The following is a 19,385-nucleotide window of genomic DNA, read 5'->3' on the forward strand; positions in this document are numbered from 1 at the left end:
ATCAACATTCACAGGGAATGTTCATTACTGAGTTCTGATCAGCAAATGAATCAAGCAATTCGTGTGGGAGCTCATCAGCAGGCTGATGTCGTCGATTAAGGAGGTGATCCAGCCGCAGGTTCCCCTACGGCTACCTTGTTACGACTTCACCCCAGTCATGAATCACACCGTGGTAACCGTCCTCCCGAAGGTTAGACTAGCTACTTCTGGTGCAACCCACTCCCATGGTGTGACGGGCGGTGTGTACAAGGCCCGGGAACGTATTCACCGCGACATTCTGATTCGCGATTACTAGCGATTCCGACTTCACGCAGTCGAGTTGCAGACTGCGATCCGGACTACGATCGGTTTTGTGAGATTAGCTCCACCTCGCGGCTTGGCAACCCTCTGTACCGACCATTGTAGCACGTGTGTAGCCCAGGCCGTAAGGGCCATGATGACTTGACGTCATCCCCACCTTCCTCCGGTTTGTCACCGGCAGTCTCCTTAGAGTGCCCACCATTACGTGCTGGTAACTAAGGACAAGGGTTGCGCTCGTTACGGGACTTAACCCAACATCTCACGACACGAGCTGACGACAGCCATGCAGCACCTGTGTCAGAGTTCCCGAAGGCACCAATCCATCTCTGGAAAGTTCTCTGCATGTCAAGGCCTGGTAAGGTTCTTCGCGTTGCTTCGAATTAAACCACATGCTCCACCGCTTGTGCGGGCCCCCGTCAATTCATTTGAGTTTTAACCTTGCGGCCGTACTCCCCAGGCGGTCAACTTAATGCGTTAGCTGCGCCACTAAAATCTCAAGGATTCCAACGGCTAGTTGACATCGTTTACGGCGTGGACTACCAGGGTATCTAATCCTGTTTGCTCCCCACGCTTTCGCACCTCAGTGTCAGTATCAGTCCAGGTGGTCGCCTTCGCCACTGGTGTTCCTTCCTATATCTACGCATTTCACCGCTACACAGGAAATTCCACCACCCTCTACCGTACTCTAGCTTGCCAGTTTTGGATGCAGTTCCCAGGTTGAGCCCGGGGCTTTCACATCCAACTTAACAAACCACCTACGCGCGCTTTACGCCCAGTAATTCCGATTAACGCTTGCACCCTCTGTATTACCGCGGCTGCTGGCACAGAGTTAGCCGGTGCTTATTCTGTCGGTAACGTCAAAACAGCAAGGTATTAGCTTACTGCCCTTCCTCCCAACTTAAAGTGCTTTACAATCCGAAGACCTTCTTCACACACGCGGCATGGCTGGATCAGGCTTTCGCCCATTGTCCAATATTCCCCACTGCTGCCTCCCGTAGGAGTCTGGACCGTGTCTCAGTTCCAGTGTGACTGATCATCCTCTCAGACCAGTTACGGATCGTCGCCTTGGTGAGCCATTACCCCACCAACTAGCTAATCCGACCTAGGCTCATCTGATAGCGCAAGGCCCGAAGGTCCCCTGCTTTCTCCCGTAGGACGTATGCGGTATTAGCGTTCCTTTCGAAACGTTGTCCCCCACTACCAGGCAGATTCCTAGGCATTACTCACCCGTCCGCCGCTGAATCAAGGAGCAAGCTCCCGTCATCCGCTCGACTTGCATGTGTTAGGCCTGCCGCCAGCGTTCAATCTGAGCCATGATCAAACTCTTCAGTTCAATACTGCTTGGGTTTTTAAGAAACCCTAAACTTGGCTCAGCAATCTCAAATGACTATGTGATTTCTCGCATGGCCACTTGTGATGCTGATAATCTTTGTGACTATCAGTCCGTACTCACAAGCACCCACACGAATTGCTTGATTCGATTTGTTAAAGAGCGTTTGGTTAAGAGCTTTTCGTCTCAACCGAGGCGCGCATTCTACGCTTTCCTCATTTCGTGTCAAGCGTTTATTTTGAAGTTTTTTGCGAGAAACTCGTTTAGCTTCAAACACTTGACTCGCTGCGATCACTCGCTAGCGGGAGGCGAATAATACAGCGTTTAAAACCGCTGTCAACCTTCATCTCAACCGCCATCGATCTTTCGACCGAAGCGCTTCCAACCTCGTCTTAACTACCTAACTCATTGAATCTCAAGGAGTTTGTCGCTCCGATGTCGCTGGAAGTGGGGCGCATTATAAGGGGATTCGAAAGCGCGTCAACCTTTAATTTCAAGAAACTTTAATATCGCTGAAAAGCAAAGCGGGGAGGCCTGTCGGCCTCCCCGCTTTTGAACTGCTCTATATAGCATCAAAGAACGCCAGCGTTGCGCAACCGCCCTACAGCATCGGCATCCAGCCCCAGCACATCGCCCAACACCGCCTCGGTATGTTCGCCCAACAGCGGCGGCGCCTGCCGATACTCCACAGGCGTTTCCGACAACCGAATCGGGCTGGCCACCTGCGGCACGCTCCCCGCCAGCACATGGGGCATGGTTACCGCCAACCCCCGGGCCAGGACCTGCGGATCCTGGAACATCTGCGCCAAATCGTTGATCGGCCCACATGGCACCCCGGCAGCCTCCAGCTGGCCCACCCATTCGGCAGTAGTCTTGAATACCGTCGCCTGGCGAATCAGCGGGATCAGCTCGGCCCGGTTCGCCACCCGCTGCTTATTAGTAGCGAAACGCGGGTCATCCGCCCACTGCGGCTGGCCGGCCACCTCGGCGAACTTGCGGAACTGGCCATCGTTACCCACGGTGAGGATGAAATCGCCATCCGCCGTCGGGAAGTCCTGGTAAGGCACGATATTTGGGTGAGCATTGCCCAGCCGCCGCGGTGGATTGCCCGTTGTCAGGTAGTTCATCGCCTGGTTGGCCAGGCAAGCCACCTGCACATCGAGCAGCGCCATGTCGATGTGCTGACCAACGCCATGCTGATCGCGATAGGCGAGGGCAGCCAGAATCGCGACGGTCGAGTACAGCCCGGTGAGAATGTCGGTCAGCGCCACACCTACCTTCACCGGCCCGGCACCTTCCTCTCCATCCGGGCGACCCGTCAGGCTCATCAGCCCACCCAGCCCCTGGATCATGAAGTCATACCCCGCACGCTTGGCGTACGGCCCAGTCTGGCCGAAGCCAGTGATCGAGCAATAGATAAGCTTGGGATTGATCGCCTTCAGGCTCGGATAGTCCAGCCCGTAAGCCGCCAGCCCGCCGACCTTGAAGTTCTCGATGACGATATCGGACTTGGCCGCCAGCTCGCGCACCAGGCGCTGGCCTTCCGGCTGGGTGAAGTCGATGGTCACCGAGCGCTTGTTACGGTTTGCCGACAGGTAATAGGCCGCCTCGCTGGTGTTCTCACCCTCGGCACCCTTGAGGAAGGGCGGCCCCCAGGAGCGGGTGTCGTCGCCGCTACCAGGGCGCTCGACCTTGATCACGTCAGCACCCAGGTCCGCCAGGATCTGGCCAGACCAAGGCCCCGCCAGCACACGGGAGAGGTCCAGCACCCGCAGATGAGATAGCGCGCCCATGGACTGGCTCCTTATCAGTAGAAGGCCTGGATGCCGGTCTGTGCACGCCCGAGGATCAGCGCATGCACGTCATGGGTACCCTCATAGGTGTTGACCACCTCAAGGTTGACCAAGTGGCGCGCCACGCCGAACTCGTCAGAGATGCCGTTGCCGCCAAGCATGTCGCGAGCCATGCGGGCGATGTCCAGGGCCTTGCCGCAGGAGTTGCGCTTCATGATCGAGGTGATCTCTACCGCTGCAGTGCCTTCATCCTTCATGCGACCCAGGCGCAGGCAGCCTTGCAGGGCCAGGGTGATTTCAGTCTGCATGTCAGCCAGTTTCTTCTGGATCAGCTGGTTGGCAGCCAGCGGGCGACCGAACTGCTGACGATCCAGGGTGTATTGGCGAGCAGTGTGCCAGCAGGCTTCGGCCGCACCCAGCGCACCCCACGAGATGCCATAACGCGCCGAGTTCAGGCAGGTGAACGGCCCCTTCAGGCCACGCACATCCGGGAAGATGTTCTCTTCCGGAACAAACACGTTGTCCATGACGATTTCACCGGTGATGGATGCCCGCAGGCCAACCTTGCCGTGGATCGCCGGGGCACTGAGGCCTTGCCAGCCTTTTTCCAGGACAAAGCCGCGGATATCACCGGCATCATCCTTGGCCCAGACCACGAACACATCGGCGATCGGGCTGTTGGTGATCCACATCTTGCTGCCGCTCAGGCGATAGCCACCATCGACCTTCCTGGCACGGGTGATCATCGAACCTGGGTCGGAGCCATGGTTAGGCTCGGTCAGACCAAAGCAGCCAATCCACTCACCAGAGGCCAGCTTGGGCAAGTATTTCTGCTTCTGCGCTTCGGTACCGAATTCGTTGATCGGCACCATCACCAGCGAAGACTGCACGCTCATCATCGAACGGTAGCCGGAGTCGATACGCTCCACTTCACGGGCAATCAGGCCATAGCACACATAGTTCAGGCCACTGCCGCCGTATTGCTCGGGGATGGTCGCACCGAGCAGGCCGACTTCGCCCATCTCGCGGAAGATCGCCGGGTCGGTCTGTTCGTGACGGAAGGCTTCCAGCACGCGCGGGGCCAGCTTGTCCTGGGCGAACTGATAAGCGCTGTCACGCACCATGCGCTCTTCTTCAGTGAGCTGCTGATCCAACAGCAGCGGGTCGATCCAGTTGAAGCTTGCTTTACCGGCCATGAGCGAAATCCTCGAAATAGGGGAGCAGTTTCTTGTGCCATTGATCCTAGGCCTGTTCTGGCATCACGACAAACGAGGATTGCGCACGCATCAGTGATATTTTGTCACTTCGAGATACTCGAAGACGCCATATTCAAGGCCACATGAGTGAGGTTGACGTACATGCGACGCAAGATCCCCAGCACCACCGCACTGGTTTGCTTCGAAGCGGCAGCACGCCACGAGAGCTTTACCAAGGCGGCCCAGGAGCTGGCCCTGACCCAGGGCGCCGTCTGTCGCCAGATCGGCGGATTGGAGGAGTTCCTTAATGTCGAGCTGTTCAGGCGCTCACGCCGTGGCGTGAAACTCACCGAGGCCGGGCTTTCCTATAGCCGACAGGTTGCCGCGCAGCTGGATGCAGTGGAGCGCGACACGCTGTCGGTGATGCGCCAGCAGGGCGCCAACGTGATTGAACTGGCCGTGGTGCCCACCTTCGGCACCCAATGGCTGCTGCCACGGCTAAAGGACTTCCAGCAACGCCACCCCGAGGTCACCGTCAACCTGACCAATCGCACCCGCCCATTCCTGTTTGCCGACACACCGTTCGATGCAGCCATCTACTTTGGCGATGCCGACTGGTCCGGCACCCAGTCCCATCGCCTGATGGGCGAGAACCCCGTGCCAGTGTGCAGCCCGGCCTTGCTGGACGGGCAGGGCATGCTTGATGCGCAGCGCATCGCCAGCCTGCCACTGCTACAGCAGACCACCCGGCCCTATGCCTGGCGCCAGTGGTTCAACGGCCTGGGCCTGAATATCGCGAGTGACATGACAGGCCCGCGCTATGAACTATTCTCCATGCTGGCCCAGGCGGCCATGCACGAAATGGGCATCGCACTGATCCCGCCGTTCCTGATCCAGCGCGAGCTGGAAGCGGGCAGGTTGGTGGTCGCTAATAGATACGCGCTGTCCAGCGACAAGGCCTACTATCTGATGATCCCCGAACGCAAGGTGGAGTCCGCCTCGCTCCGCGCCTTCCGTGACTGGGTGGTGGGACAGGCACAGCTCTATACCGCCTCGCACAAAGACGAAAAAAGCGCTGACCTACCTTTGTAGTCAATTATTTTAAACACCTACAGATATACGTTTTTGTCGCTTCAACGAAAACTGTTCAGGTGAATCGAAAAACCCCATCGAGACCGCTAAACACGCGGCTTTCAGAGGGTTTTACGACATTCGCGAGCCAATCAGCGAAATCATCGCAAAAAATTTCGATTTTTCCCCTAATCTGCCAATAGCCCATGTTTGACGGGCTGTAGCCCATCACTTGCGACATACGGTCACAGGGTGACTTGTAGTTTTGACTTCGTTTCGCTCCAGAACCGGTTGAAGGCCCCTGGGTTCGTCTGCAAAATGCTTCGCCCGCCCTGGATTTGGCGGGCCCGGCGCTCAACAGCCGCCCCAGCGCGCCATCCGCAGTGTGCTGGCTTTTACAAAGACAAAGGTCACCGCAGGAGAAATAGTCGTGCACATTGGTGTTCCTCTCGAGACGCAGACCGGTGAGACAAGGGTCGCTGCGACCCCGGAAACCATCAAGAAACTGATTGGCCAGGGCCATCAGGTCACCGTCCAACGGGGGGCAGGGCTCAACGCCAGCATTCCGGACAGTGCCTATGAAGCCGTGGGGGCTTCCCTGGGAAGCGCGGCCGATGCCTACGGCGCCCAATTGGTGCTCAAGGTGGTCGCTCCCAACGACCAGGAGCTGGCCCTGATCAACAGTGGCAGCCTTCTGGTAGGCATGCTCAACCCCTTCAACAGCGAGCTGATCGGCAAGATGGCCGAACGCGGTATCACCGCTTTCGCCCTGGAAGCCGCGCCACGCACTTCACGGGCCCAGAGCCTGGATGTGCTGTCGTCGCAGGCCAACATCGCCGGTTACAAGGCCGTGCTGCTGGCGGCCCACCACTACCCTCGCTTCATGCCCATGCTGATGACCGCCGCCGGTACTGTTAAGGCCGCGCGCGTGCTGATCCTGGGGGCAGGCGTTGCCGGCCTGCAGGCCATCGCCACGGCCAAGCGCCTGGGTGCGGTGATCGAGGCATCCGACGTACGCCCGGCGGTGAAGGAACAGATCGAGTCGCTGGGCGCCAAGTTCATCGACGTGCCCTACGAGACTGACGAAGAGCGTGAATGCGCCGAAGGTGTTGGCGGCTATGCCCGGCCAATGCCGGCCAGCTGGATGCAACGCCAGGCCCAAGCCGTGCACGAGCGCGCCAAGCAGGCCGATATCGTCATCACCACCGCGTTGATCCCTGGCCGCAAGGCACCGACCCTGCTCAGTGCCGAAACCGTCGCGCAGATGAAGCCCGGCTCGGTGGTGATCGACTTGGCAGCAGCCCAGGGCGGCAACTGCCCACTGACCGTCGCTGACCAGGTGGTGCAGGAAAACGGCGTGATCATCGTCGGCCCGACGAACCTGCCGGCCCAGGTGGGCGCCGATGCCTCGGCGCTGTATGCACGCAACCTGCTGGACTTCATGAAGCTGCTGTTCGACAAGGACGGCGCGCTGGTCATCAACCTCGAAGACGACATCGTCGCGGCCTGCCTGATGTGCCGCGATGGCCAGGTCGTCCGCAAGAACGGCTAAGGAGCACGACAATGGAAGACATGCTGATTTCCCATGGCATCTACAACCTGATCATCTTCGTGCTGGCCATCTATGTGGGCTACCACGTGGTGTGGAACGTCACCCCGGCGCTGCACACACCGCTGATGGCGGTTACCAACGCCATTTCGGCGATCGTCATCGTCGGCGCCATGCTGGCGGCGGCCCTGACCGTGACACCGGCCGGCAAGCTGATGGGCACCCTGGCGGTAGCCCTGGCTGCGGTCAACGTGTTCGGTGGCTTCCTGGTCACCCGCCGCATGCTTGAAATGTTCAAGAAGAAAACCAAGAACGAGGCGCAGAAGTAAGCATGAGCATGAATCTGGTAACGCTCCTCTACCTCGTCGCCTCGGTGTGCTTCATCCAGGCGCTCAAGGGCCTGTCGCACCCGACCACGTCGCGGCGCGGCAACCTGTTCGGCATGATCGGCATGGGGATCGCCATCCTCACCACGGTTGGCCTCATCTATAAGCTCGGGGCTGAGCTTGCAACTGCAGGCATAGGCTACGTCATCGTCGGCCTGCTGGTCGGCGGTACCGCCGGTTCGATCATGGCCAAGCGTGTCGAGATGACCAAGATGCCCGAGCTGGTCGCCTTCATGCACAGCATGATCGGCCTGGCTGCGGTATTCATCGCCATTGCTGCCGTGCTCGAGCCGCAGTCGATGGGCATCGTTGCCGCCATCAGCGACCCGATCCCCACTGGTAACCGCCTGGAACTGTTCCTGGGTGCAGCCATCGGTGCCATCACCTTCTCCGGCTCCGTGATCGCCTTCGGCAAGCTATCGGGCAAGTACAAGTTCCGCCTGTTCCAGGGCGCACCAGTACAGTTTGCCGGCCAGCACAAGCTGAACCTGATCCTCGGCCTGACCACCATCGCCCTGGGCCTGCTGTTCACCTTCACCGGCCACTACAGTGCCTTCACCCTGATGCTGGTACTGGCCTTCATCATGGGCGTGCTGATCATTATTCCGATCGGGGGTGCCGACATGCCGGTGGTGGTGTCGATGCTCAACAGCTATTCGGGTTGGGCCGCGGCCGGTATCGGCTTCTCGCTGAACAACTCGATGCTGATCATCGCGGGCTCCCTGGTCGGTTCGTCCGGTGCCATCCTCTCGTACATCATGTGCAAGGCGATGAACCGTTCGTTCTTCAACGTCATCCTCGGCGGCTTTGGTGGCGATACCGATGCCGGCGCGGCGCAAGGTTCGAAGGAGCAGCGCCCGGTGAAGTCCGGCTCTGCCGACGACGCTACCTTCCTGCTGAGCAACGCTGACAGCGTGATCATCGTCCCGGGTTACGGCCTGGCGGTGGCCCGTGCCCAGCACGCACTGAAGGAACTGACCGAGAAGCTGAGCCACAACGGGGTGACCGTGAAGTACGCGATCCACCCGGTGGCAGGGCGCATGCCTGGGCACATGAACGTACTGCTGGCCGAAGCCGAAGTGCCATACGACCAGGTGTTCGAGATGGAAGACATCAACGCCGAGTTCGGCCAGGCCGACGTGGTGCTGGTGCTGGGTGCCAACGACGTGGTCAACCCGGCGGCGAAGAACGATCCGAAGTCGCCCATCGCCGGCATGCCGATCCTCGAGGCCTTCAAGGCCAAGACCATCATCGTCAACAAGCGCTCGATGGCCAGCGGCTACGCCGGCCTGGACAACGAACTGTTCTACCTGGACAAGACCATGATGGTGTTCGGTGACGCGAAGAAGGTCATCGAGGATATGGTCAAAGCGGTCGAGTAAGTCTTTTCGCCGAAAACTGTGCGTTATATAGAAGGCCCCGGCGAGATTTCTCCTGGGGCCTTTGCTTTTCAATGATCCAGATCAACGGCTCTATTTCAATGCTTCTCATACGACCATGGTCGTGGGACGGCAATGGGCGAAATCTCTAGACTGCGCTTCAGTAGTTTCAGTAGCCCGAGATAACAATCCATGTACCGTGATCGTATCCGCTTGTCCTCCCTGCACAGCAAGGTAATGAGTGCGGCTGATGCCGCTGGCCTGATCGAGGACGGCATGACCGTCGGCATGAGCGGTTTCACCCGCGCCGGCGAAGCCAAGGCTGTGCCGCATGCCCTGGCCGAACGCGCCAAGCAGTCGCCACTGAAAATCAGCCTGATGACCGGCGCCAGCCTGGGCAACGACCTCGACAAGCAGCTGACCGAAGCCGGCGTACTGGCTCGTCGCATGCCGTTCCAGGTCGACAGCACCCTGCGCAAGGCCATCAACGACGGCCAGGTGATGTTCATCGACCAGCACCTGTCGGAAACCGTCGAGCAGCTGCGCAACCAGCAGCTCAAGCTGCCGGATATCGCGGTCATCGAAGCCGTGGCCATCACCGAGCAGGGCCACATCGTGCCAACCACCTCGGTGGGCAACTCCGCCAGCTTCGCGATCTTCGCCAAAAAAGTGATCGTCGAGATCAACCTGTCGCACAACGCCAACCTCGAAGGCCTGCACGACATCTATATCCCGACCTATCGCCCGACCCGCACGCCAATCCCGCTGGTCAAGGTCGACGACCGCATTGGCAGCACCGCGATCCCGATCGACCCGGCCAAGATCGTCGGCATCGTCATCAGCGACCAGCCGGATTCGCCATCCACCGTGCTGCCACCGGATGACGAAACCCAGGGCATCGCCGACCACCTGATCAACTTCCTGAAGCAGGAAGTGGAAGCTGGCCGCATGACCAACAAGCTCGGCCCGCTGCAGGCAGGTATCGGCAGCATCGCCAACGCGGTGATGTGTGGCCTGATCGAGTCGCCGTTCGAAGACCTGACCATGTACTCCGAAGTGCTGCAGGACTCGACCTTCGACCTCATCGACGCCGGCAAGCTGAGCTTTGCCTCGGGCAGCTCGATCACCCTGTCGACCCGTCGCAATGCTGACGTGTTCGGCAACCTGGAGCGCTACAAGGACAAGTTGGTCCTGCGCCCACAGGAGATCTCCAACCATCCCGAAGTGGTCCGTCGCCTGGGCATCATCGGCATCAATACGGCGCTGGAGTTCGACATCTACGGCAATGTCAACTCGACCCACGTCTGTGGCACGAAGATGATGAACGGCATTGGCGGTTCGGGTGACTTCGCCCGCAATGCCCACCTGGCGGTGTTCGTCACCAAGTCGATCGCCAAGGGCGGTGCGATTTCCAGCGTGGTGCCAATGGTCAGCCACGTTGACCATACCGAGCACGACGTCGACATCCTGGTCACCGAGCAAGGCCTCGCCGACCTGCGTGGCCTGGCACCGCGCGAGCGGGCGCGGGCGATCATCGACAACTGTGTGCACCCGGACTTCCGCGCAGCGCTGAACGATTACTTCGATCGCGCCTGTCAGCGTGGTGGCCACACCCCGCACATCCTGCGTGAAGCACTGAGCTGGCACGAAAACCTGGAAGAAACCGGGCGCATGCTCGCCAGCTGATCCAGCCGCCTCAACTGTTTGGCCCTGTCGTCGCCACGCCGACGACAGGACCACAACAGTCAAAACGCCCCGCCTGAACACTTCACTCGGTTTCCTGATTAAAACTGTACTACTGTACTGCCTTTTTCAGGCCTTTCTACATTGAAAATCTTCCGCGCCAAGCAAAAATGCACCAACTCAGTGCGGACCGGTACAGTTGCGCCTATTTCGGGTGCAACAGTAGGGTTAAACAGTTAACTGGCCCATCGCATTACTGTTGAACTGTATCTACTGTTATGGACAACAGAGGAGGATCATTGGCATCAGTTAAATCACTACCTAATCCCGCCATAAGCGGAAGGATGAAGCATCATGGAACGTACCCTCAGTTCCGGTCTGGTTTTTGAAAGCAACGCCCAGCAGTCTCAGGCTTCCCTGCCACTGCGCGCTATCTCCACTCTGCTGCTGTGGCAGCGTCGCATGGCCAGCCGCCGTCAACTGGCTCGCCTGGATGCCCGCCTGCTGGCCGACGCCGGTATCAGCGAGTCGCAGCGTTACGAAGAGCTGAGCAAGCCGTTCTGGCGCTAAGCTCCGGTTCGCCGGCTCCGGCCGGCACCGCGAATTCCCCAACCCGTTGCAGGCGACTGCAGCGGGTTTTTTTTGCCCGCAAGGTGCGTTCCAGAGCAATCCCTCGCGGCACCTGCACAGTTATTAAGTACGAGAAATTGACCATAACAGTTGTCCACTTCCGCTCTCACTAACATCCAGAAACAGCACCGCGTGATACGCTTCGCTCAGCAGTCTGGTAGAACCCGTTGTCCAACACGTACCGCGACGAGCTGTGCAAGCGTCCGATAAAGCAGAACCCTATCCAGGAGTCCAAGAACATGTCCCGTAAATACCTGATTGGTGCCGCCCTGCTGCTCGGCCTGGCCAGCACCGCCCAAGCGAGCAGTTTCGTTGTCACCACCGATGCTGTGGTACGCGCCTTCGCCGCCTCCACCGACGCCACCTCCGACCTGACTTCATCGTTCCGCGATGACAAGATCGTGCAGGCCGCCCGTGATGACGCCGCCAGCTTCGTCGGCACCCAAGGCGCCATTCGTGGTGCGCGCCTGGAAAGTGCCTTCCTGCACATCCGTTCGACCATGCCGCTGCTGCAGGCCAGTGATGCACAGTTGGCTCAGGCCATCCTCGCGATCTGATCAAGGCTATCAAAGCAGGTGCGTTGGCTAGCAGCCACGCACCTGAAGTAGCCTTCGCCGTTCTCTTCTCATGCCGTCAAAAAAGCCCATGCGTTATCTGTTGCCGTTACTGCTCAGCGCCACTGCCATGGCCAGCGCCCACGCCATGGACACCACCACACAAGGCCTGGTCATCACGGGGTACGTTACCAGCCAGGTCACCGCCGCCCCCTTCGACCGTAAACTGGTCAGGCAGGCCCGTGACGATGCTGCGGCATACGTTGCCAGCGATGGCCTGATCCGCGGTGCCCGCCTGGAAGCGGCACTCGACTCGCTACGCCACAACTGCGCTCGGCACTCCGTCGGCGACCTTGAACTGGCAGAAGCAATTCTCGTCCAATAATCACACCTGACTCCCTGTATTATTCGGAGATGCTCCATGCGTAAACCGCTGATTGCCGCTTCCCTCGGCATGTTGCTGCTGGCCGACCTGGCCCATGCACAGACCCTGGTGGCCACCAGCAACATCATCGTGCGCGCCTTTGGCCGTTCGATCGATTTCACCTCTGACACCACCACGTCGATCCGCGACGCCAAAGTCGTTCGCGAAGCCCATGACGACGCCGCCAGCTTTGTCGCCAGCAACGGCGATATCCGTGGCGCGCAACTCGAGGCCGCATTCAGCACCCTGCGCGAGCGCGTACCTGAAGCGCGCGACGCCAGCGACCAGGTACTGGCCGAAGCCATCCTCGCGCTGTGAACCACGTGCGTGCCTGGCTGCTCGGCTGCGCCCTGACGCTGCTGGGCACGCCCGCCCTGGCCGACCTGCAGCTCGAACTGCAGGCGGCAGGCCTCGACCCGCAACAGACCCAAGCCAGCCAGGCCCTGCTCGACGAGGCCATGGCCAAGCTGCCGCCACTGTTCAAGCAACGGCTGGACCGGCGCGTCGCGGTCAGCTGGAGCGATAGCATGCCGGCCGATGCCTATGGCCAGGCGTCGCTGGTCTCGACCCTCGAACTCAACCGCCGCCTGCTGCCCAGCCTGACCGACGGCAGTGCCGCCACCGAGCGTACCAACCGTCCCCATGGCACGGTCCGTGAAGAGCTGCTGGCCACCGTCCTGCATGAGCTCACCCATATTTACGATCGTGCCCGTCTTTGGCCCAGCGCCGAGCGCTCGCTGATCGCCCGCTGCGCGCGCCAGCAAGGCACGCTGGGCAAGATCGGCCAGCCGGAAGAATGCCGCGGTCAAGCCGAACGCCGCTTTACCCTCAGCGACGACCCACGCCTGCTCGACCTGGCTGGCTGGCCACAATACGTCGGCCGCCGCGGCGAACGTGAGCAGCACAATGCCCAGTTCATGCGCAGCCCCGACAGTTACGAGCTGAGCAGCCCCAAGGAATACATCGCGGTCAACATGGAGTATTTCCTCCTCGATCCGAGCTACAGCTGCCGTCGACCGGCGCTCAACCAGTACCTGCGTAACCACTTCGGCTGGGCGCCTCAGCAGAACACGTGCGCCAAAGGCCTGCCGTTCATCAATGCCGGCAGTGACTTCGCCCGCCAGCCATTGGGCGAGATCGACCCCGAACGGGTCTACGAAGTCGACTTTCTGCTCGCTGAAGCCAACCAGAACCTGGTCAGCCGCTGGGGCCACAGCATGCTGCGCCTGGTGATCTGCAAACCCGGCCGCCCACGTGGCCCGGACTGCCGCCTGGACCTCGACCAGAGCCTGGTGCTGTCTTACCGTGCGTTCGTCAACGACGTGCAGCTGTCCAGCTGGGACGGCCTGGTCGGCGCCTACCCCTCACGGCTGTTCGTGCTGCCGCTGGGCCAGGTGATCGATGAATACACCAAGACCGAACTGCGCAGCCTGGCCTCGGTACCGCTCAAGCTAAACCGCGACGAGATTGAAAACCTGGTGCGCCAGGCCGCCGAGATGCACTGGAGCTACGACGGCAACTATTGGTTCCTGTCCAACAACTGCGCCGTGGAATCGTTGAAGCTGCTGCGCAGCGGCACTGCCAACCCGCGCCTCAATGATCTCGACAGCATCATGCCCAATGGCTTGCTGGCCGTGCTCAAGGGCCGGGGGCTGGCCGATACCAGTGTGCTCGATGACCCGCGAGAGGCCCTGCGCCTGGGTTACCGCTTCGACTCGTATCGCGACCGTTACCAGGCCATGTTCGATGTGCTGAGGAAGCAACTGCCAATCAAGCAGGCCGAGGTCGAAGACTGGCTGGCCCAGGATGCAGAGCAGAGACGCCCTTGGTTCGACAAGGCCGACCTGCGCACCAGCGCGGCCTTGCTGCTGCTCGAGCAAGCCAGTCTGCGCCGGCAGTTGCTGCTGGCTCAGGACGAAGTGAAACAGCGTTACCTGAACGCAGCAGCGCTGAAGGACGGCAGTATCAACAAAGCCGACCAGACCCTGAAGCAGATGCTCGCCAACAGCGGCTTCCTCAGCCGCCCGGCCGAGTTGCTGGATGCCAAGGGTTACGGGTTGCCGCAGCCGGAGGAGCGCAAGCATCTGGAGCAGGTGAGCAGCGAACGCCAGGCGCAGCTGCTGCGCTTGAGCACGAATCTGGATCAAGAGGTGAGGGCGCTGCTCGAGCCGTCGCGGGCCAGGGAGATCAAGGCTGTCGAAGCCAACGTGAAGCAGATTGGCGAGCATTTGCGGGCGCTGCACAAAGCTGCGGGTGGCCTGCAGTTGCCCTGAGTCCTCTACCGGCCTCTTCGCGGGGCAAGCCCGCTCCTACAGGGTCAGCGCAAGCCGCGGGCCTGTAGGAGCGGGCTTGCCCCGCGAAGAGGCCGGCACAGGCACCCCAAGGCTACAGTTTCTCCTCAGACTCCTCTGGCAATCCCTCATCCAGATGCATCCAGGGCAATCGGCTCGTCGTCCAGATATGCCGCCTGGCCGGCACCCGCTCCGGGTGGTCCAGCGTCGCCACCGTCACATCGATGGTTCCCGGGCTATGTTCGGTCACCAGTGCCACATGCGCCCCACATTCCCCACAGAAATACCGCTTGCAGCTGGCCGGTGCCACATAGCACTGAGGCCTTCCTGCCATCCAGCGGAATGCCGAGCGGGGCAGCGTGACCCAGGTCACCACCAACCCGCCGCTGACCCGCCGGCAGATCGAACAATGGCAATGGGCAACATCCGTCAGGTCACCCTGCAGCCGGTAGCGCAAGGCGCCGCAATGGCAGCCCCCCTCGGTTACATCCTGCATCACCTACCTCCCGTCGCCGTTTTTCCGGCGAAAGCTGGCTGAAAGCTTACCCCCCTAGGATAGCCGCCACTACCGGCACAAGACCGGTCAGCCAGGGCACCCGGAAATCTCCGCGCCCGGCCCATCAACAACAACAATGGTGATTCTGATGTATTCCTGCGCCCGCCTTTATACAGCCCCCCGACCGATGCTCCCCGTGCAGCGCCACACGCGCTGATCCGCCGAATCGACAGTCCTTTCGCCGCGCCACGCCTGGAGTATTGCCATGCTGACCTTCCTCGGCTTTGCCATGGTCATCACCTTCATGTACCTGATCATGACCAAGCGCCTGTCGGCCTTGATCGCGCTGATCCTGGTACCGATCCTGTTCGCCCTGTTCGGCGGCTTTTCCGCCAAGATCGGCCCTATGATGCTCGAGGGCATCAGCAAGCTCGCGCCCACCGGCGTGATGCTAATGTTCGCCATCCTCTACTTCGCCCTGATGATCGACTCTGGCCTGTTCGACCCGGCCGTGCGCAAGATCCTCAAGCTGGTCAAGGGCGACCCGCTGAAAGTCTCGGTCGGTACCGCGGTGCTGGCTCTGGTGGTCTCGCTCGACGGTGACGGCGCCACCACCTACATGATCTGCTGCGCTGCCATGCTGCCGCTGTACAGCCGCCTGGGCATGAGCCCGCGGATCATGGCTGGCCTGATCATCCTCGCCGGCGGGGTGATGAACATGACCCCGTGGGGTGGCCCGACCGCTCGTGCTGCCAGCGCCCTGCACGTAGACCCGTCGGACATCTTCGTGCCAATGATCCCGGCCATGGTCTTCGGCGTGCTGGCGATCCTTGCCATCGCCTATATGTACGGCAAGCGCGAACGTGCCCGCCTGGGTGAACTGCACCTGCCGACCGATGACATCGACCACAGCGAAATCAGCGTGTCGCAGTTCCCGGACGCACGCCGTCCCAAGCTGCTCTACTTCAACGGTGCCCTGACCGCAGCCCTGATGGTCGCGCTGATCGCTGGCGTGCTGCCGCTGCCGGTACTGTTCATGATCGCCTTCAGCATCGCCATGATCGTCAACTACCCCTGCCTGCAGCAGCAGAAAGACCGCATCGCCGCTCACGCCGGCAGCGTGCTGGCCGTGACCGGGCTTATCTTCGCTGCGGGCATCTTCACCGGCATCCTGTCCGGCACCGGCATGGTCGAGGCCATGTCCAAGAGCCTGCTGGCAGTCATCCCTGAAGCATTAGGCCCGTACCTGGCGGTGATCACCGCAATCGTGAGCATGCCGTTCACCTTCTTCATGTCCAACGATGCCTTCTACTACGGCGTGCTGCCGGTGCTGTCGGAAGCGGCCAGCCATTACGGCATCAGCCCGGTGGAAATGGCCCGTGCCTCGATTGTCGGCCAGCCGGTACACCTGCTCAGCCCACTGGTACCTTCGACCTACCTGCTCGTGGCCCTGGCCGGTATCGAGTTCGGCGACCACCAGCGTTTCACGCTCAAGTGGGCAGTGCTGGTATGCCTATGCATAATGTTCGCCGCGCTGCTGATGGGCATTTTCCCGCTGTTCAGTAGTCTTTAATTAACACGCATCACCCAACGCGATGCGCCCCTGAAGGGGTGCATCGCCTTTATCGTTTGAAGGAATACACATGGAATGGCTGACCAGCCCGGAAATCTGGGTTGCCTTTTTTACCCTCACAGCGCTTGAGATCGTCCTCGGGATCGACAACATCATCATGATCTCGATCCTGGTCAGCCGCATGCCCAAGCACATGCAGCCACGTACCCGGATCTTCGGCCTGGCCCTGGCCATGGTCACCCGCATCATGCTGCTGCTGTCGATCACCTGGGTCATGCGCCTGACCGCAGACCTGTTCGTGGTGTTTGGCCAGGGCATTTCCGGTCGTGACCTGATCCTGTTCTGCGGCGGCCTGTTCCTGCTCTGGAAAAGCTCGCAGGAGATCTATCACGGCCTGGAAGGCGAGGACGAAAGCGCAGACGAACCCAAGGGCGCTGGCGGCAAGTTCTTCTACACCATCATCCAGATCGCCATCATCGACATCGTGTTCTCGCTGGACTCGGTGATCACGGCCGTCGGCATGGTCTCCCACGTGCCGGTGATGATTGCCGCGATCGTCGTCGCGGTGCTGGTGATGATGGCCTGCGCCGGTGCCATCAGCGACTTCATCGACAAGCACCCGTCGCTGAAGATGCTTGCACTTTCCTTCCTGATCGTCGTGGGTACCGTGCTGATCGCCGAATCTTTCGACGTGCATGTGCCGAAGGGCTATGTGTACTTCGCCATGGCCTTCTCGCTGGCCGTGGAGGCGATCAACATCCGCATGCGCACCGCCATGGCGCGCAAGCAGGGCAAGGAGCACGACCCGGTGAAACTGCGCAAGGATATTCCGGGTCAATAAGATCAGGATGCGTTCAAGAAAGGGCCCTCCGGGGCCCTTTTTCATGGACAGGCTTTCATGACAGAAACATTTCAAATGCCTTCAGAGCGTGCCAAGCTGGCGCGAGGTCCGCAAAACAACTAAAGCTTGAGTAAGCACTGGATCAAAACACCCACCCCCGGGCCAGGCTTACGGCTTCACTTTTTTTGGCTCCGCCACTGGAGCCCGATAACAATGGGGGGCTCGACCATGTTGACCCTGCTCAACCTGCTTTCCGCCGTGACCCTGCTGGTATGGGGCACGCATATCGTCCGTACCGGCATCCTCAGGGTGTTCGGCTCCAACCTGCGCCGGGTACTCAGCCAGAACATGAACCGTCGACCGCTGGCGTTCATCGCCGGCATCGTCGTCACCGCCGTGGTGCAAAGCAGCAACGCAACCGCCATGCTGGTCACTTCTTTCGTCGGCCAAGGCCTGATGGCCATGACCCCGGCCCTGGCGATCATGCTTGGTGCCGACGTCGGCACCGCGCTGATGGCCCGGGTACTGACGCTGGACCTGTCATGGTTGTCGCCGCTACTGGTATTCCTCGGGGTGATCTTTTTCCTCTCGCGCAAGCAGACCCGCGCCGGCCAGCTGGGCCGCGTGGCAATCGGCCTGGGCCTGATCATCCTGGCGCTGGAGCTGATCGTGCAGGCGGCGACGCCGATCACCCATGCGCAAGGGGTGAAAGTGCTGTTCGCCTCATTGACCGGCGACATTCTCCTCGACGCCCTGGTCGGCGCTCTGTTCGCCATGATCTCGTATTCCAGCCTGGCCGCCGTGCTGCTCACCGCCACCTTGGCCGGCGCCGAGGTGATCAGTTTGCCTGTGGCCATTGGCCTGGTAGTCGGCGCCAACATCGGCAGCGGCCTGCTGGCGTTCCTCAGCACCAGCATGCAGAACGCTGCCGGCCGTCGCGTGGCCTTGGGCAGCTTGCTGTACAAGCTGATCGGCCTGTTGCTGATCATCCCTGTGCTGCACCCGCTGGTGGAGTGGATGGACAGCCTGAGCTTCAGCCCGCAGGAGCTGGTGATCGGTTTCCACCTGCTCTACAACACCCTGCGCTGCCTGATCATGCTGCCGACGGTCAAACCCATGGGCCGCCTGTGCAACACGCTGCTGCCCGAACGCGAGACCGGCAATGGCCAGATACGCCCGCGACATCTCGATGCCTCGGCGCTGACCACGCCTAGCCTGGCCCTGGCCAACGCCGCCCGCGAGACCCTGCGCCTGGGCGATATCGTCGATAGCCTGCTGGAGGCCATGCTCGGCGCCCTGCGCGGCACCCAGGCCGCCATGCCCCAGCAGGTGCGGGCCTTGAGCGAGGATGCCGAAGCGCTGTACAGCGCGATCAAACTGTACCTGGCGCAAATGCCACGGGAAGACCTCAGCGACCAGGACAACCGGCGCTGGGCCGAAATCATCGAACTGGCGATCAACCTGAAGCTGGCCTGTGACCTGATCGAACGCATGCTGCGCAAGGTGCAGCAGCAGAAAACCAGCCAGCGCCGGGAGTTTTCCCAGGTCGGCCTGGAAGAACTCACCGGGCTGCAGGAGCAGTTGCTGGCCAATCTGCGCCTTGGGCTGTCGGTGTTCCTCAGCGCCGACCCCGAAAGCGCGCGCCTGCTGCTGCGTGAAAAACGCCGCTTCCGCGCCCAGGAACGGCGCCTGGCGCATGCCCATGTCAGCCGTTTGCAACGTAAGGTGGTGCAAAGTATCGAGACGAGTTCGCTACACTTGGAACTGATCGCCGACATGAAGCGGTTGAACTCTTTGTTCTGCAGCAGTGCCTATGTGGTACTGGGTGGCTCGGACACTGGCGGGCTGCTGCTCGACAGCGTCCCGGAAGACGCCCACTTGTCCTGATC

Annotated in this window: 17 protein-coding genes and 1 rRNA gene; 13 read left to right on the forward strand and 5 right to left on the reverse strand. The window is 60.7% G+C overall.

What is annotated here, in order from left to right; genetic code table 11:
• Positions 1–96 precede the first annotated feature (96 nt).
• The 3 genes from C2H86_RS11245 to C2H86_RS11255 all read right to left on the reverse strand — a co-directional run bounded on the left by C2H86_RS11245 (position 97) and on the right by C2H86_RS11255 (position 4,619).
• Positions 97–1,633: ribosomal RNA gene (locus C2H86_RS11245) — 16S ribosomal RNA — on the reverse strand.
• Positions 1,634–2,202: 569 nt separating this feature from the next.
• The gene (locus C2H86_RS11250) at positions 2,203–3,423 is read right to left on the reverse strand and encodes a CaiB/BaiF CoA transferase family protein (RefSeq protein WP_159412606.1); all 1,221 of its coding nucleotides are present in this window, start codon (positions 3,421–3,423) and stop codon (positions 2,203–2,205) included.
• Positions 3,424–3,437: 14 nt separating this feature from the next.
• Positions 3,438–4,619 (reverse strand): acyl-CoA dehydrogenase, encoded by a 1,182-nt coding sequence (locus tag C2H86_RS11255; RefSeq protein WP_085676655.1) that lies wholly within the window; start codon positions 4,617–4,619, stop codon positions 3,438–3,440.
• A gap of 162 nt (positions 4,620–4,781) precedes the next feature.
• On the opposite strand from C2H86_RS11255, the gene C2H86_RS11260 reads away from it, so the two are divergent.
• The gene (locus C2H86_RS11260) at positions 4,782–5,711 is read left to right on the forward strand and encodes a LysR family transcriptional regulator (protein WP_159412607.1); all 930 of its coding nucleotides are present in this window, start codon (positions 4,782–4,784) and stop codon (positions 5,709–5,711) included.
• A gap of 55 nt (positions 5,712–5,766) precedes the next feature.
• On the opposite strand, the gene C2H86_RS11265 is transcribed toward C2H86_RS11260, so the two are convergent.
• Positions 5,767–6,126 carry a hypothetical protein gene (locus C2H86_RS11265; protein WP_159412608.1) on the reverse strand — a complete coding sequence of 120 codons (360 nt, stop codon included), beginning with the start codon at positions 6,124–6,126 and terminating at the stop codon, positions 5,767–5,769.
• Here C2H86_RS11265 and C2H86_RS11270 point away from each other — a divergent pair.
• From C2H86_RS11270 to C2H86_RS11310, 9 genes are all read left to right on the forward strand, one after another.
• Positions 6,121–7,242 carry a Re/Si-specific NAD(P)(+) transhydrogenase subunit alpha gene (locus C2H86_RS11270; protein WP_015268506.1) on the forward strand — a complete coding sequence of 374 codons (1,122 nt, stop codon included), beginning with the start codon at positions 6,121–6,123 and terminating at the stop codon, positions 7,240–7,242. The genes C2H86_RS11265 and C2H86_RS11270 overlap by 6 nt on opposite strands.
• Positions 7,243–7,253: 11 nt before the next feature.
• Positions 7,254–7,568 carry an NAD(P) transhydrogenase subunit alpha gene (locus C2H86_RS11275; protein ID WP_003256966.1) on the forward strand — a complete coding sequence of 105 codons (315 nt, stop codon included), beginning with the start codon at positions 7,254–7,256 and terminating at the stop codon, positions 7,566–7,568.
• A gap of 2 nt (positions 7,569–7,570) precedes the next feature.
• Complete coding sequence (locus C2H86_RS11280; RefSeq protein ID WP_103448296.1) at positions 7,571–9,007, forward strand: NAD(P)(+) transhydrogenase (Re/Si-specific) subunit beta; 1,437 nt, start codon at positions 7,571–7,573, stop codon at positions 9,005–9,007.
• Between the two features lie 189 nt (positions 9,008–9,196).
• Entirely contained in the window at positions 9,197–10,690 is a 1,494-nt protein-coding gene (locus C2H86_RS11285) for an acetyl-CoA hydrolase/transferase family protein (protein WP_159412609.1), read from the forward strand.
• Positions 10,691–11,041: 351 nt separating this feature from the next.
• The gene (locus C2H86_RS11290) at positions 11,042–11,257 is read left to right on the forward strand and encodes a DUF1127 domain-containing protein (RefSeq protein WP_054884336.1); all 216 of its coding nucleotides are present in this window, start codon (positions 11,042–11,044) and stop codon (positions 11,255–11,257) included.
• A gap of 299 nt (positions 11,258–11,556) precedes the next feature.
• Positions 11,557–11,874 (forward strand): DUF2388 domain-containing protein, encoded by a 318-nt coding sequence (locus tag C2H86_RS11295; protein ID WP_159412610.1) that lies wholly within the window; start codon positions 11,557–11,559, stop codon positions 11,872–11,874.
• A gap of 88 nt (positions 11,875–11,962) precedes the next feature.
• Positions 11,963–12,256 carry a DUF2388 domain-containing protein gene (locus C2H86_RS11300; protein ID WP_159412611.1) on the forward strand — a complete coding sequence of 98 codons (294 nt, stop codon included), beginning with the start codon at positions 11,963–11,965 and terminating at the stop codon, positions 12,254–12,256.
• 36 nt (positions 12,257–12,292) lie between these two features.
• Positions 12,293–12,613: a DUF2388 domain-containing protein gene (locus tag C2H86_RS11305; protein ID WP_103448300.1), complete on the forward strand. Its 321-nt coding sequence runs from the start codon at positions 12,293–12,295 to the stop codon at positions 12,611–12,613.
• On the forward strand, positions 12,610–14,568 hold the full coding sequence (locus C2H86_RS11310; protein WP_159412612.1) for a DUF4105 domain-containing protein: 1,959 nt from the start codon (positions 12,610–12,612) through the stop codon (positions 14,566–14,568). Before C2H86_RS11305 ends, C2H86_RS11310 begins: the two co-directional genes overlap by 4 nt.
• Before the next feature lie 112 nt (positions 14,569–14,680).
• On the opposite strand, the gene C2H86_RS11315 is transcribed toward C2H86_RS11310, so the two are convergent.
• Positions 14,681–15,082 (reverse strand): GFA family protein, encoded by a 402-nt coding sequence (locus C2H86_RS11315; protein WP_159412613.1) that lies wholly within the window; start codon positions 15,080–15,082, stop codon positions 14,681–14,683.
• A 265-nt stretch (positions 15,083–15,347) separates the two neighbouring features.
• Here C2H86_RS11315 and C2H86_RS11320 point away from each other — a divergent pair, with 265 nt between their 5' ends.
• From C2H86_RS11320 to C2H86_RS11330, 3 genes are all read left to right on the forward strand, one after another.
• Positions 15,348–16,655, forward strand: a complete 1,308-nt coding sequence (locus C2H86_RS11320; protein ID WP_159412614.1) for a CitMHS family transporter — start codon at positions 15,348–15,350, stop codon at positions 16,653–16,655.
• Positions 16,656–16,725: 70 nt separating this feature from the next.
• Complete coding sequence (locus tag C2H86_RS11325) at positions 16,726–17,496, forward strand: TerC family protein (RefSeq protein ID WP_159412615.1); 771 nt, start codon at positions 16,726–16,728, stop codon at positions 17,494–17,496.
• 228 nt (positions 17,497–17,724) lie between these two features.
• Positions 17,725–19,383, forward strand: a complete 1,659-nt coding sequence (locus tag C2H86_RS11330; protein ID WP_159412616.1) for a Na/Pi cotransporter family protein — start codon at positions 17,725–17,727, stop codon at positions 19,381–19,383.
• Positions 19,384–19,385 lie beyond the last annotated feature (2 nt).

It is taken from the genome of Pseudomonas putida (genome assembly GCF_009883635.2).
GTDB lineage: Bacteria > Pseudomonadota > Gammaproteobacteria > Pseudomonadales > Pseudomonadaceae > Aquipseudomonas > Aquipseudomonas putida_W.